This is a genomic window from Paenibacillus pinistramenti (genome assembly GCF_005869875.1).
GTDB lineage: Bacteria > Bacillota > Bacilli > Paenibacillales > Paenibacillaceae > Fontibacillus > Fontibacillus pinistramenti.
Genome location: NZ_VAWG01000015.1, coordinates 46,091 through 60,687, shown reverse-complemented (window position 1 = coordinate 60,687; position 14,597 = coordinate 46,091). Strand labels below are relative to the sequence as shown.

Below are 14,597 nucleotides of genomic sequence, written 5' to 3'. Positions count from 1 at the left end.
ATCGTGTACACGGAAGAATTTGCCAGACTTTGGGCGAGACTGTCCAAAGAATATCAGTCCCATATGGAGAATGAGCTGTCGCCTTCTCTGACGGAAGCTCAGCTGACCGTACTGGAGCTGCTGGGCGACCAGAAGAAAATGAAGCCATCGGATATGATTCCATTCCTGAATACAACTCCGGCCGCGGTAACCATGCTGCTCGACAGAATGGAGAAGGGCGGCTTGATCTCCCGCGAGCGGGATGAAGCGGACCGCCGGATTGTGTGGATTACGATAACGGAGAAAGGGGGAGAGCAGGTAAAGCGCGGCCGTGAAGTCCGGACGGAGTTTCTGGGCCACATGCTTGACCGCATCTCTACCCATAATCAGCAGCTGCTGCTGTTCCTGCTTGGCAAAATAACGGCTGTGCAGGAAGCCTGATTGGCCTTGGCATTGTCCGGGCCTGGCGAGAGGGAACAAACCTGCTTGGACGCCTGCTGCGACGATTCAAATTAAGTGGTGACAGGACAAAAAGGGCTGATCCGCAGCGGTGCCTGAGCAGCGCCGCCTGAATCAGCCCTTTATTTGTTCATTTATACAGCAATCCAGTCCTGCTTATTCAAAGCGCAGGCTGGCGATCTCCTTGCTCCAGCGGGACCAGGGGTCCTCCTCGGGGGGAACCGAAACGAGCCGTACCGGCTCTTTGGTAACGGGGTGGGGAATGCCGACAAAGGCAGACCACAGCGCAATTTGCTGGCCCGGCTTGTTCAAGCCAGCTCCGTATTTCTGGTCACCGAACAGCGGGGTTCCCGTGTGGCTGAGCTGAACCCGGATCTGATGCGGCCGACCGGTATGAAGCTCGACGCGCACCAGGGACAGGCCGTCAGTTGGCTGGCCGATCACCGCGTATTCAAGGATGGCTTCCTTGGCTCCGTTTGTTCCTTTGGGGACAACGGAGACCGTGTTCGTCCGCTCATCCTTTAACAGATAATGGGTGAGCCGCCCTTGACGGACAGCAGGGACGCCATGTACAACGGCAAGATAGGTCTTCTCGAACTGTCTGCTGCGAACAGCTTCGGACAGCCGGGAAGCGGCTTTGGAGGTTTTGGCAAAGATCATCGCCCCGCCGACCGGGCGGTCCAGACGGTGGACCAGCCCGAGATAAACATTGCCGGGTTTATTGTAGCGTTCCTTCAAGTCTTCCTTCAGCAGCGTAAGCATGTCGGGATCACCGCTGGCATCCTCCTGCACAGGGACATTAACCGGCTTCTCAATGCCAAGCAGATGATTGTCCTCGTATAAGATCGTCATGGAGGGCGTGCTCCATGTTCTGGCCAGTTGCTCTGACATCTTTATTCCTCCCAGCGGCCGAGAATGCCGCATGGCAGCGTGAGGCCGGAGCGGGTGATCGGCAGTCCAAGCTCTCCTGCCGAGATGCGTCCGCCGTATCTGCGTTTGACAGTCATGGACAGCATGTTGTTCAGCACGGTAGGAGAGATGCCGGTGGTGTAAGAGTTAATCAGCAGGAACAGCGGCTTGTCCGACAAGATGCTCAGGCAGGATTCCAGGAACGGGTACAGGCTCGTCTCCAGCTTCCACATTTCACCGCCCGGGCCTCTTCCGTAGGAAGGAGGGTCCATAATAATGGCGTCGTATTTGTTGCCCCGGCGCTGTTCCCGCTGGACGAATTTGAAGACATCGTCCGTGATAAAGCGGACGGGTCGGTCACCAAGCCCGGACAGCTGCAGATTTTCCTTGGCCCACTGAACCATGCCTTTGGCGGCATCGACATGGACAACGGAAGCGCCTGCTGAAGCAGCGGCCACTGTTGCGCCTCCTGTGTAGGCAAACAGGTTCAGGACGGAAATAGGCCTGCCTGCCTGGCTGATCTTGTCCATCATCCAGCTCCAGTTGGCTGCCTGCTCCGGGAATAAGCCGGTGTGCTTGAAGCTGGTCGGCTTAATATGAAACTTGAGATGTTTATAGGAAATGGTCCATTTCTCCGGCAGCGGCTTCTTCATATCCCAGCTGCCGCCGCCTGAGGAGCTACGGTGGTAATGGCCGTGCAGGTTCTTCCAGTCTCCTGTTTCCTGTTCGATAGGCCATATAATTTGAGGATCGGGTCTGCGCAGGATGACGTCGCCCCAGCGCTCCAGCTTGTCGCCGGCTCCCGTGTCAATCAATTCGTAATCTTTCCAGTCTGTAGCCATGTACATATCTATATTCCTTCCTTCCAGCACAAATATCGGCCCCGCCTGATAATCCAGCGGAGCCGATCTTGATCAATTACCTTTTATTGTACCTCATTAGGGCCTGATGATGCCAGAAGAGAGGGGTCAAATTTTTGCATCCTAACGTTTCGCTGCCTGAAGATACCGGGGGTGATACCGGTAATACTCCTGAACCTGCACGCGTTCAAAGCCGCAGGACTGGTACAGATGGAGGGCCCGCTCGTTCTCAAGGGCCGCTTCAAGAAATACATCCCTTCCTTTAGGCTGCTCCTCATTGACAAGATGAGTGAGCACGGAACGTCCGATTCCCCGCCCGCGTCTGCTCTTGTCAATGACAAAGCCGTAGATCCAGCTTTCGTGAGACTCGTATTGAACCCGCACGTTGCCGGCATTCTGGCCTTGCAGTTCAATCACAAAGAGAATTTCATTGGTGCCGGCTTCAGCATTTTTTCGCAGCGCTTCCTCATTTAATTTGGCGGCTTCCTCCCTGGTGAATCCAAACCCATCTATTTCCAGATCAATCAGGTAGTCCCAGTCCTCCATCCGGGCCGGGCGCAGTGTAATTTCCTGCAGCGCAGGTCTGAGCTCTCCAATCAGCTCCGGATTAAATTTCATTTGATATTCGGTAAAGGTCAGCTTTAGTCCCAGGCTCTCTACAAACCCGCGTCCGGAGCTTGATCGGGCGGGTAAATTGAATAGAATGTCCTTATACTGACAGGCTCGTTCCGCAGGCAGAGCTTCCGCGAGCAGAGCGGAGAAAATGCCTTGTCTGCGTAAGGAAGGGGCAACCATTCCGCAAACCTCTATTTTTGAAGCAAAATCATATAAAGCAAGAAACCCCGCAATCCGTCCATCCTTGCGAAATACGAAATCGTCCCGGTCGCCCGGCCTGCGGCTGCGCAGCATATCCCAGTTCAGCTTAAGCGAAATCCCGTCAGCTTGTTCAACCTCCTGCTGAAGGGCTCTAATTTGTTCCCAGTCCCGTTCATTAAGCATTCTTCAATGCCTCCATATCTCTTCTCTTCATCCGGGATCCTTAGATCCTCGTGTTTAAATGATTGTACTTAAATGATTGTACTTAAATCCTCCGGCAGTCTGGCAGGGCTAACATGATTTAATCCATTTTTTATATTTAGTGGAAGCTTTAAGAGGCACTTTCGGCGGGTGGACGGGCTTTCTATGCTGTCTATCAAGCTATTTCTTGACAAGCCGGGGAACCGGGCGTAATTTTGTAACTATTGAACCCCATTCGAGAGTTGAGGCAAACCGTTAAACCGTTTATCCGTTAAACCGTTAAAGGAGGCACCAATATGAGCAGCATTATCGAACTAAACCACGTATCTTGGCGGCGCGACGGCAAAACCGTACTTGACGATGTGAACTGGAGCGTACAGGAAGGGGAGAATTGGGCGGTCTTTGGACTTAACGGCTCCGGCAAAACGACCATTCTCAATATGCTCTGCGGCTACCTGTGGCCGACGGAAGGCGAAATCCGAATCCTGGGGCATAAGCTTGGAGAAGTGGATGTCCGCGAGCTCCGCCGTTCAATCGGCTGGGTGAGTTCGTCGCTGGAGGAGAAAGTCTATGGCTCAGAGAAAGCGCAGGATCTGGTGGTCAGCGGAAAATATGCATCCTTCGGCCTCTATGAGAAAACTTCGGAGGACGATTACGAGAAAGCCAGACAGCTGATGGAGCAGCTGCGCTGCGGGCATTTGCTGAACCGCACTTATCAAACCTGCTCCCAGGGAGAGAAGCAGAAGCTGCTGATCGCCAGGGCGCTGATGGCTTCGCCCAAACTGCTGATTCTGGATGAAGCCTGCAACGGGCTGGATTTCATATCCAAGGAAGGGCTGCTGGAGAGCATTGAAGCTCTGGCTCAGGGTCCCGAGGCGCCTCATATGCTGTTCGTAACGCATCATACCGAAGAAATTCTGCCGGTCTTTAATCATACCCTGCTGCTCAGACGCGGCAAGGTGTTTGGGGCAGGCGCGACAGCCGACATGATGAACAGCAGCGTGCTTACCGATTTCTTCGAAATGTCTGTGCAAGTGACCTGGAGCGCGGAACGGGCCTGGCTTGCAAAAGGTTAAGGGAATGCCATCGCCGCCGCTAGAACGCTCTCAACAAGAAGCACTAACCTGCCGATGAATACTTATGGCCATCCGGCTATCCTATAAGGGGAGCGCTTGAGAAAATGGAAGATAAAAGGAAATTTGAACGGACAAAGCTGCCTCCCATGGAAATGGTGGTTAACCGGCTCACCAGCGGACAAAGGGATTACAGCGGAGTATCCATGATTCTGGAAGATATCAGCGAGGCAGGGATGCGTATTATTACCGATCTTGATTTGAAGCCTGGCGATCTGATCCAGCTGGATTTGCCGGAGCTGTCAGAAGATCAGCTGATTCAGGGCCGTGTCTCCTGGACGATGAAGCTGGAGAATGGAAGATACCGCTGCGGGCTTCAATTCTTTGCCGAGTCTGAACAGGGGAACGAATATTTTTAAGGGCAGGCAGCACTTATACTGCGGAGGTTCATGATTCCTTTCAGGGCTCATGGGCGTCCGCTTTTTTTATTGCCCCGACGGAGGAAGATTTCCGCTCCTTCTGTCTAGTCACCCGTTCCAATAAGCGCTTATAATAGATAGACGCGTTGTCTGGCTATTTTTTACATAAGGAGCCTGGAAATGAAAATAAAAGTGATGATTGCCGATGATAACTCCTTTATCCGTGAAGGAATGAAGATCATTCTGTCCAGTTTCGATGAATTCGAGGTGCTTGGAACGGTTCAGGATGGAGCGGAAGCGGTAGACTTCTGCCGGAATCACGTCGTCGATGTGGCGCTGCTTGATATCCGGATGCCGAATATGACCGGGGTGGAGGCGGCACGGATTATCGCCGGAGAGAACTTGGCCAAACCTTTGATCCTGACCACCTTTGATGATGACGAGTCCATTATTGAAGCCATCAAGGCAGGAGCCCGCGGTTATTTGCTGAAAAATAACGACCCGGAGCAGATCCGGGGCGCGATTACGAGCGTATATCACAACCACCATGTGCTTCAGGGAGTCGTGTTAGACAGGCTCAAGACCGGACTGCAGGACCCTGGAGCCGGAGGAACGGGCAGGGCGGGCAGCAGTGCCGAGGCCGGTACAGGCGAGGAGCCGAAGCCGAGCAGCGGGATGGATTTAAGCCAGTTTACTGAAAGAGAGCTTGAAGTGATGACCCAGATTGCCAAAGGGCTGTCTAACAAGGGAATCGCGAAGAAGCTGTTTCTGTCTGAGGGAACCGTGGCGAACCATATAACCTCCATACTTAACAAAACAGGGCTTGCGCACCGGACGCAGATCGCGATCTATTACTTGACCGGAGAAGTGCTGATTCAGGATGAATAACCCCAAAATCATGCTGGAGACCTGGAGCATCTTCAGCAGGCTATTCCTGCTGGGGTTTGTGATCTGGGAGTCGTATTTTCTGCGGAAGCCGGGCAGCGGCTGGTCTATTTTTGTTTATTTGATCGTAATCTGCTTTCTCTTTGCAGGACAGGTGCTCCGGAAGCCAAAGCCCAGGCAGGCTGCAGCTTTATTATCCGCCGGCTTTCTTGCTTATTGCGCCGGTCATTTCGAGCTTCCGCTGCTGTATCTGCTTCTTCCCGCCAGTCTGACGGAGTTTGCGGCCGGCATGAAGCCGAAGGTGCTCGGGCCCGTGCTGATCTTTGTGTCAGCCTGGCTGATTCCGCAGCAGGTGCTGGCCTTGTACATCGCTGCTGCCGGGATCAGCTGGCTGGGACACACCCTGATCCGGGTAAGCGTGGAGAAGCTGGGCGTTCAGAATGAGCGCAATGAGACGATGAATGCGGATCTGCAGCGGCTGACCAAAGCATTAATCGAGAACAGGGAGTTAGCGAGGCAGTCGGAATATACGATCAAGCTGGAGGAGCGCAACCGGCTATCCCAGCAGATTCATGATGAGATCGGCCATTCCATGGCCGGCGCCCTGATTCAGATGGAGGCCTCGAAGCGGCTGCTTGCCTCAAATCCGGATAAAGCGGCAGAGCTGCTTGGCAATGCCATCGCCATCTCCAAGGAGGGGCTGGAGCAGATCAGGCTGACGCTGAAGGACATGAAGCCCAAATCCGAGGAGATCGGCATTAACCGGCTGAGGCTGTTTGTGGACGAGCTCTCGGCCAAGCAGGGACTAGCCGCCTCCCTGACTCATGAAGGCAATCTGGATGCGGTCACGCCGATTCAGTGGAAAGTGATTCTGGAGAACGCAACGGAAGCGGTCACCAATACGATCAAATACGGGGAAGCCGATCATGTCCATGTCCACGTTCAGGTGCTGAACCGGCTGGTAAAGGCTGTCGTGGCGGACAACGGCAAAGGGTCGGATAAGGTGGTCAAAGGACTGGGGATTCTGGGCATGGAAGAGAGGGCGGCCTCCCTCGGCGGCACGGTCATCACGGACGGTTCGAACGGCTTTAGCGTCATTACGCTGCTGCCAACCGGCGGCCAGGAGGTTCCTCATGGAGCCGGATCATGAATATTCTCATATTCAAAGGATGAACTTATGCACTGTCGTAAGGGCATCCTTTTTCTTTATAGTAGAGGCATCAAGAATAACAGGAGTGAGACGGAATGAATGTACTTGAAATTCATGAGCTTACACGTAAATTCGGCGATTTTGTAGCGGTTGACAACATGAATCTGAAGGTCCGCGAGGGTGAAATATTCGGGTTTCTGGGCCCGAACGGCGCAGGCAAGAGCACGACGATCAACATGATTTCATCACTGCTGCGGATTACGAAAGGCGAAATTCTGCTGCTAGGCAAAAATATTACCAAGCACAGCCGTTTTGCCAAGATGAACATCGGCATCGTTCCGCAGGATCTGGCCATATATGAAGAAATGACTGCGTATGAGAATATTTATTTCTTTGCCGGGCTGTACGGACTGCGGGGCAATGAGCTGAAGGAAAGAACGGCCGAAGCGCTGGAGTTTGTAGGACTGTCCGACAGAGCCAAGGAGCTGCCGAAGAATTTCTCCGGCGGTATGAAGCGCAGGCTGAATATCGCATGTGCGATTGCGCATAAACCGAAGCTGATCATTATGGATGAGCCGACCGTGGGCATTGACCCCCAGTCCAGAAATTATATTCTGAATTCGGTACGCAAGCTGAACGAAATGGGAAGCACCATCATCTACACCAGCCATTACATGGAGGAGGTTGAAGAAATCTGCAGCCGGATCGCCATCGTGGATCATGGGAAGCTGATTGCAGAGGGAACCAAGGAGCAGCTTAAATCGAGCATCACGGATACCAAGGATATCTGGATCAGCTACAAGTCGGAGCAGCCGCTGGACACCGAGCGCATCCGGCAGATTCCGGGCGTCACGCAGGTTCTGGACGATGAGCAGGAACAGCTGCTGCGCGTCTGGTCGAAAGCGGAGATTAACAACTTGAATTTGATCCTGCAGCAGCTGATTCAAAACCAGGTCGAAATCCGTTCCGTTGATGAGAAAGCGGCGACTTTGGAAACTGTCTTTCTGACCCTGACCGGCAGAAATCTTCGCGATTAGGAGGAAATGACATGAATATACTGCGGATTGCACGCAAGGAGCTGCTCATTCAGTTCCGGAATAAACAAACCTTTACCTTTATGATCGCTTTTCCCATTGTCCTCATTCTGATTCTTGGCACAGCGCTGAGCAGCGCTTTCTCCAGCAATATCTCTGTGTCTGATCTGAAACTGCTCTACAAGGAAAATGTGCAGAATCAGCAGCTGGAAGCTTCCTGGCAGGATTTTTCCCAGATTCTGCAGAAGGAAGGCGTCCAGCTGACGAAGTGGGAAGAGGGGACAGACGGCCAGCAGGCCGTGATGGATGGCCAGTATACGGCTTATGCGGAGCTGAACGATGACGGTATTCATTATTATGGCAGCTCGCAGCAAACGATCGAGAACAATATTATCCAGGGAATGCTTTCGGTTTATGCCGACCGCTACAACCTCGCATCTGCTGCCTTGAAGGCCAATCCGGCTTCCGTCCAGACCATCATGGCAAGTGTGGATTCATTCGGAAGCTTCATTAAAGAAACCTCGCTGAACAAGGAGAAGCAGCCTGGAGCAATAGATTATTATGCCATCGCGATGTCTACCATGATTGCGCTTTATGCCAGCATGTCCTCGTCCAGTCTGATCCAGTCGGAACGGAACCGGAAGACCTCGATCCGGCTGAGTGCCTCACCGGCAACGAAAGGGCAGATTTTTGCAGGCAAGGTTATCGGCGCTACCCTGATCAATTTTGTCTGTGTACTGGTGGTCGTGCTGTTCAGTGCGCTTGCTTTCCGGGCCGATTGGGGCACGCATTATGTGGCGGTTGGTCTGGTCTTGTTAACCGAGGTTGCGCTTGCCGTAAGCTTTGGCCTGCTCTGCGGGTATCTGTTCAAGGACGGCTCCGGACGCGCTTTTCTGGTCATCGTCATTCAGGTGGTTTCCTTTCTGGGCGGAGCGTATTTTCCGACTGATGATGCTACAGGAATATTTAAAAATATCGTCCTCATCTCGCCGCTCCGCTGGGCCAATCATGCACTGAATGACATTATCTATTCAGACCGTGCAGCGGCAGCACTTCCGGTCATCGGACTTAACGTCGCGCTTGTTGCTTTGTTTCTGATTATTTCCGGGTTATTCATGCGCAGACGGGAGGCAATCTAACTATGAAGGATATTTTATGGCTGGCACGGAGAACGCTGATCGCCACCTTCCGCAAGAAATCAAGCTGGATCATGTTCATTCTTCTGCCTGTTGCAGGTATTTTGGTCAGCATGATGATTTATGGCGGCGGCACCGGGGGGACGCTCCGGGTCGGGATTGTGAACGAGGATGGAGACAGCCGGATTACCAAAGACACCCTTTCTTTCATTCAAGGGATGGAGCAGGCGGAGGTAACGGTGCTGGATGAGGAGTCCATGAAGCAGAAGATCGCTGCAAGCGAGCTGGACACAGGCGTTATTTTGGAGAAGGGGTTTGCGGATTCGGTGCGCAGCGGCCATCCCGAAGGCTTGACGCTTGTCTCTTTGAAAGGGGCGCAGGTGACCGCATACCTGAAGTCCATGCTGAACAACTACGTGGATAATATCGCTGCGATCGGATTGTCTGCAGGAGCTGATCAGACTGTATTTGACAAGATTTATAATGGCTACAGCCAGAAATCGTTTGGGATGGATGCCTCTGTGGTCGAGGATACCTCCAAGGCTAAAAATATGACCTATCAGTCGCTGGGCTTCCTGATCGCCTTCATGATGTTCTCCGCCTGCAACCTGACGGAGCTCATCATCAAGGAGAAGGAGAACCGGACGTTCCTGCGGATTCTGACCTCTCCCATTTCAGCAAGAAACTATGTGCTGTCTAATGTAATGGTTAATATTCTGCTGGTTATGCTGCAGATTGCCCTGACTTTGTTTATGCTCAAACAGGTGTTCGGCATCAATTCGGGCATCCCGGCAGGCGAGCTCGTGCTGGCGCTCATGCTTTACGGGCTTGCGGCGATCAGCCTGTCGCTGGTCATTGTCGCTTTTGCCAAAAATTCCGGCATGGCCGGCGCGCTGCAGAATCTGATCATTACGCCAACCTGCCTGCTTGCCGGATGTTATTTTCCGGTCGACATCATGCCGGACAGCGTCCGCAAGATCGCTGCCTTCCTTCCGCAGCACTGGCTGCTTCAAACCGTCGATGATCTGCAGAACGGAACCGCGTTTGGTCAGCTGTATCTGAATCTATTTATCCTGCTGGCTTTTGCCGCAGCCTTCGCCTTCATTGCCATCTACCGGTTCAGCCGCAATAACGACACCCGGACCTTCGTGTAGGCGGCAGATCGGACCAGAAGAACCAGATTCTATATGCGTTACCACAGGCTTCCTGAGTGATTTGGGAGGCCTTTCTAGTTTTGGAGGGAATCCTTTCCGGACCAGGAAGATTGTCTTTACAAATCGACAAGCTTTCTCTTAGACTAGGTTCAATGGGCAGATCAGACTTATATCCTGGTGAATTCTGGCAAAGGATTCTACCGGGCTGTTTGTCGTTTAGAAAGTCCAACCAAAGGAATAGCAGAAGAAAGAAGGTTGGCAGATGAATCATGTACATGGAACTTTTGACCCCGAGTTGGTTTTGTTCTCATATGGTGTAGCGGTACTTGCCTCATACACCGTTTTGGATCTCGTAGACAGATTAAGCCTGTCCAAGGGATGGTTCAGACAATTATGGCTTCTCTTTGGCGGAGCAGCAATGGGGATTGGCATCTGGTCGATGCATTTTGTCGGCATGCTGGCCATGACGCTTCCCATGGAGGTTGGATATGATCTTGGCCGGGTGCTGTTCTCAGTATGGGCCGCTATTATTTCTTCCGCCGCAGCGCTTCATCTGGTAGGCAGGGAGAAGGTCGGCTTCTGGCGCTGGATCGGCGGCGGACTGCTGCTGGCTGCGGGCGTAGTGGCGATGCACTATATCGGCATGTCGGCCATGCTGGTGCATATTACGTACAACTACAAGCTGGTGCTGCTCTCTGTGCTGATTGCCGTTGCGGCATCCCTGACCGCATTTGCATTGTCTTTCTATTTCCGCAGGAAAGCGCCGGGACGCGCGCTCTGGAGCAAAATAGGCAGCGGGCTGCTGATGGGGGCCGCAATTGCCGGCATGCATTATACAGGCATGTGGGGCGCTTCGTTCAGCGATATGAGCTCTGCATCAGCAGCGGACGGAATTGTTCTGAATCACCGCTGGCTGGCTTATACGATTGTCATTGGCACAATGCTGACACTCGGATTATCGCTGGCCGGGCTGCTTATTGCGAGACGGTTTGAGCGCCAGCAGAATCTGATGATCGAGAATGAAAAAATGTTCCGTTCCCTGTATGAGAACAATCAGGACGGTATTATTACCGTAGATCTGCAGCAGCGGATCATTGGCATTAATGCGGCTGCTGCCGGTATTTTTCAGGTTGAAGAAATCCGGTTCTACAATAAGCCGTTATACGACCTGCTCACTGGTACCCTGAATGAGGAAGACGTTGAATATGTCCTGGACAGCTTAAGCCAGAAGTCAAACAGCTACGATATGACGTTTATCCTGGCAGGAACTGCTGCTGACCTTCATTTGATGACCGTCCCGCTTGAGGTGGACGATAAACTGGTGGGGCATTATCTCATCATCCGGGATATCACGGACGAGAAGCGGACACGGGAACGGATTCATTATCTGGCTTTTCACGATGAGTTAACGGGCCTTGACAACCGCCGCAGGTTTAACCAGCGGTTACAAGAGATGATTATGGACCATAACCGCAGCGGCAGCCGGTTTGCCGTTATGGTGATGGATATGGACCGGTTCAAGTCTATAAACGACTCGCTGGGCCATATGTACGGGGATTTGTTCCTGCGGCAGATGAGCCAGAGAATCCGCGAAATTACGGATGGCCGGAGCATCAGCCTGGCCCGGATCGGCGGGGATGAAATCACCGTGCTGTATGCGAACAGTGATGCGGACATGGCGGCAGAGCTTGCCGGGAAGTTTACCCAAGCGATTCAGAAGCCGTTCAGGCTCAAGAACAATGATTTCTTTGTAACCGCAAGCGTGGGCATTGCCATGTTCCCGGATCATGGCCAGGATGAGGAGCTGCTAGTCAAGCATGCAGATGCGGCGATGTACGAGGTGAAGAATAACGGCAAGAACGGCTACTGTTTCTTCACTGAGGAGCTTGACGAGAAGCTGCAGAGCAAGGTGAAGCTGGAGAATGACCTGCGCAAGGCTCTGAATCAGAATGAGTTTGTGCTTTATTACCAGCCGCAGATACAGCCTGAAGACCGCAGAATGGTCGGCGTCGAAGCCCTTGTCCGCTGGAATCATCCCGAGAGGGGAATTGTGGGTCCAGATCAGTTCATTTCGGCTGCGGAAGAGCTGGGTTTGATCATTGAACTGGGGAACTGGGTGCTGAGCGAGGCGTGCCGGCAAATGAAGGAGTGGCATGATAACGGCGGGCCGCTCATTTCCGTTGCGGTGAATTTGTCCTCCCAGCAGTTTCACCAAACGAATCTGGTCGCGTACATTTCCCAAGTCTTGAACGAAACAGGTCTTGCAGCGAAGTATCTGGAGCTCGAAATCACGGAGAGCATGATGATGGATCCAGCTGCTTCGATTTCGGTCCTGCAGGAGCTGAGCCGGCTGGGCGTCCGGATCAGCCTGGATGATTTCGGAACAGGCTACAGCTCGCTCAGCTATTTAAAAATGTTCCCGATTCACAAGCTGAAAATCGACCGTTCCTTCGTACGTGACATCGTAACGAACAAAAGCGACCAGGCGATTGTGTCGACCATCATTTCCATGGCCCGCCACCTGGACTTGAATGTCATTGCAGAGGGCATCGAAACCAAAGAGCAGCTTGAGGCGATTACCGATACGGACTGCAGAGAAATCCAGGGTTTCTACTACAGCAAGCCGTTGAGTGCCAAAGACGTGGAGGAGAGCTTCTTCATTCCGCAAAGAATAGCTTTTGAACAGAAATAGGGCCGGCATCTGCAGAACAGCCAGCAGGCCAGCAAAGAGGGCAGCTAACTTCTGTATAATACTGGATAATTCAGTCATAATAAGACAGCCTGTTTTTATTCCAGAGATACAGAGGAGCAGATGAATGTGACGAGACAAGGATTGCCAGCGCTGCTGCTGACAGCGGCGCTTGTGTGCAGCATGACGCCGGCTGCAGGCTCTGCGCAAGCGATGGTGCAGGAGAAGATGCAAGCGAAGACGCTAGCGAACACGCAAGGGTTGGCGCAAGAAACGGCGCAAGCAGTGAAGGGAGAAAGGAAAGATCCGGACTGTTTAAGTCCCAAAATGGTACAGCTGAAAAGCGATATGCAGAAGGCTTGGATCGACCATACGATATGGACACGAAGTTATATTGTCAGTGCCCTGTCTGACCGGGCGGATCAGAAGGATGTGCTGGACCGGCTGCTGCAGAACCAGCAGGACATCGGCAATCTGATTAAGCCTTACTACGGAGAAGCGGCCGGCAACAAGCTGGCTGAGCTCCTGAAAGAGCATATTGTAATCGCGGGAAAAATTGTGGCCGCTGCCAAAGCGGGCAATCAGGCGGATGTGAAGAAGCTTGATGCGGATTGGCATAGAAATGCCGACGACATCGCGAAATTTTTAAGCACTGCGAATCCGAACTGGCAGTTCAAGACGCTGCAGGATATGCTGTATGAGCATCTTCAGCTGATTACGGATTTGGTCATGTACTGTCTTAAAGGCGACTGGAAATCGGATATTGCGGTGACCGACAAGAACGAGATTCATATGATTCATCTTGCGGACATCCTGACAGAAGGGATCATCAAACAGTTCCCTGACAAATTTTAAATTTTCAACAATCTTTCAGGTAAATTTAAAGCTCCATTCAGTTTCCTGTGGTTAGCTATTGAAGTAGCTAATTATTGGAAAGGGGTTTTACCTGATGAATAAAAAAACAAAAATAACCGGCCTGCTGGCCATTACTGCACTAATGATGCTTCTGCTGCAGGGCTGCGGAAGCCAGTCGGATTCGGCTGCTGCAGCAGGAACTACGACCGAAACCAGCACCTCAAGCTCGGCGGCAGCGGCGGACAATTCCTCTTCTGCGTCAACTGATCCGCAATCCGGAACAGCGGCGGCAGCGGTGGACAGCTCCGCGAAAATGGGCAAAATCGAAAGCATCAGCGACAGCACAATAAAGGTTTATGAGTCGGAAATGCCTGCAGGAATGCAGGGAGGCGGCGGACCAGACGGCAGCAACGGCACTCCGCCATCCGGCGCACCGGAGGATAATGGACAACCGGCTGCAGCTTCCGCAGACGCCAGCGGACAAGCAGCTCCGGCCAGCGGCGACCCGTCAGGCCAGAAGGGCATGGGCGGAGGAGGCCAGCGCGGTCAGATGTTCTCTGATGAAACAACAGACATCACCGTTACCTCTTCCACGAAATATACGAAGGTGACGTTTGATAACGGAGAGCGGACGGAAACCGATGCTGCCTTGTCCGATCTGAAAGCAGGCGATATTATCACCTACGTTCTGACAGACGGCACAACTACGGCTGAGAGTATTCAGATCAGCAGCGGAATGCAGCAGGGAGGCCGCGGCGGCCAGGGCCGGGATGGACAGGCTGCAGATGGTTCGGGCAGCAGCACCGACTCTACGCAATCCGGAACTACTGACGGCAACTAATTAGAGGATGCTAGTGTAAGGGAATAGATGATGATCCAGAAGCAGCAGCTTTCCTCAGAAAGCAGCAGCCCGCAAAGCCCAGGGAAATGATGACATTTTCCTGCGCCTTGCGGGCTTTTCTGCCTTGCGGGCTTTTC

The 14,597-nt window shown here is 52.8% G+C and carries 14 protein-coding genes; 11 read left to right on the top strand and 3 right to left on the bottom strand.

Features of this window, described 5'->3' with window-relative positions:
• The first annotated feature begins 3 nt into the window (after nucleotides 1–3).
• On the top strand, nucleotides 4–420 hold the full coding sequence (locus tag FCN15_RS15435; protein ID WP_138495884.1) for a MarR family winged helix-turn-helix transcriptional regulator: 417 nt from the start codon (nucleotides 4–6) through the stop codon (nucleotides 418–420).
• Nucleotides 421–594: 174 nt separating this feature from the next.
• Here the strand turns inward: FCN15_RS15435 and FCN15_RS15430 are convergent, their stop codons facing one another.
• From FCN15_RS15430 to FCN15_RS15420, 3 genes are all read right to left on the bottom strand, one after another.
• A complete protein-coding gene (locus tag FCN15_RS15430; protein ID WP_138495883.1) occupies nucleotides 595–1,329 on the bottom strand; it encodes an RluA family pseudouridine synthase in 735 nt (244 codons plus the stop codon).
• A gap of 2 nt (nucleotides 1,330–1,331) precedes the next feature.
• Nucleotides 1,332–2,195, bottom strand: coding sequence for a class I SAM-dependent methyltransferase (locus tag FCN15_RS15425; protein ID WP_138495882.1), 864 nt, complete (start codon nucleotides 2,193–2,195; stop codon nucleotides 1,332–1,334).
• A gap of 135 nt (nucleotides 2,196–2,330) precedes the next feature.
• A complete protein-coding gene (locus FCN15_RS15420; protein WP_138495881.1) occupies nucleotides 2,331–3,206 on the bottom strand; it encodes a GNAT family N-acetyltransferase in 876 nt (291 codons plus the stop codon).
• A 314-nt stretch (nucleotides 3,207–3,520) separates the two neighbouring features.
• Here FCN15_RS15420 and FCN15_RS15415 point away from each other — a divergent pair, with 314 nt between their 5' ends.
• From FCN15_RS15415 to FCN15_RS15370, 10 genes are all read left to right on the top strand, one after another.
• Nucleotides 3,521–4,300 carry an ABC transporter ATP-binding protein gene (locus FCN15_RS15415; protein ID WP_138495880.1) on the top strand — a complete coding sequence of 260 codons (780 nt, stop codon included), beginning with the start codon at nucleotides 3,521–3,523 and terminating at the stop codon, nucleotides 4,298–4,300.
• Between the two features lie 104 nt (nucleotides 4,301–4,404).
• On the top strand, nucleotides 4,405–4,716 hold the full coding sequence (locus FCN15_RS15410) for a PilZ domain-containing protein (protein WP_138495879.1): 312 nt from the start codon (nucleotides 4,405–4,407) through the stop codon (nucleotides 4,714–4,716).
• A gap of 180 nt (nucleotides 4,717–4,896) precedes the next feature.
• Nucleotides 4,897–5,604, top strand: a complete 708-nt coding sequence (locus FCN15_RS15405; RefSeq protein WP_138495878.1) for a response regulator transcription factor — start codon at nucleotides 4,897–4,899, stop codon at nucleotides 5,602–5,604.
• The gene (locus tag FCN15_RS15400; protein WP_238996716.1) at nucleotides 5,597–6,751 is read left to right on the top strand and encodes a sensor histidine kinase; all 1,155 of its coding nucleotides are present in this window, start codon (nucleotides 5,597–5,599) and stop codon (nucleotides 6,749–6,751) included. The genes FCN15_RS15405 and FCN15_RS15400 overlap by 8 nt, the downstream gene beginning before the upstream one ends.
• A gap of 95 nt (nucleotides 6,752–6,846) precedes the next feature.
• Nucleotides 6,847–7,788, top strand: a complete 942-nt coding sequence (locus tag FCN15_RS15395; RefSeq protein ID WP_138495877.1) for an ABC transporter ATP-binding protein — start codon at nucleotides 6,847–6,849, stop codon at nucleotides 7,786–7,788.
• Between the two features lie 11 nt (nucleotides 7,789–7,799).
• A complete protein-coding gene (locus FCN15_RS15390; protein ID WP_138495876.1) occupies nucleotides 7,800–8,924 on the top strand; it encodes an ABC transporter permease in 1,125 nt (374 codons plus the stop codon).
• A gap of 2 nt (nucleotides 8,925–8,926) precedes the next feature.
• Nucleotides 8,927–10,075, top strand: coding sequence for an ABC transporter permease (locus tag FCN15_RS15385; protein ID WP_138495875.1), 1,149 nt, complete (start codon nucleotides 8,927–8,929; stop codon nucleotides 10,073–10,075).
• A gap of 262 nt (nucleotides 10,076–10,337) precedes the next feature.
• A complete protein-coding gene (locus FCN15_RS15380; RefSeq protein ID WP_138495874.1) occupies nucleotides 10,338–12,767 on the top strand; it encodes a bifunctional diguanylate cyclase/phosphodiesterase in 2,430 nt (809 codons plus the stop codon).
• A 225-nt stretch (nucleotides 12,768–12,992) separates the two neighbouring features.
• Nucleotides 12,993–13,619 carry a glycosyltransferase gene (locus tag FCN15_RS15375; RefSeq protein ID WP_420819584.1) on the top strand — a complete coding sequence of 209 codons (627 nt, stop codon included), beginning with the start codon at nucleotides 12,993–12,995 and terminating at the stop codon, nucleotides 13,617–13,619.
• Nucleotides 13,620–13,713: 94 nt separating this feature from the next.
• On the top strand, nucleotides 13,714–14,460 hold the full coding sequence (locus FCN15_RS15370) for a hypothetical protein (RefSeq protein ID WP_138495872.1): 747 nt from the start codon (nucleotides 13,714–13,716) through the stop codon (nucleotides 14,458–14,460).
• The last annotated feature ends 137 nt before the right edge of the window (nucleotides 14,461–14,597 follow it).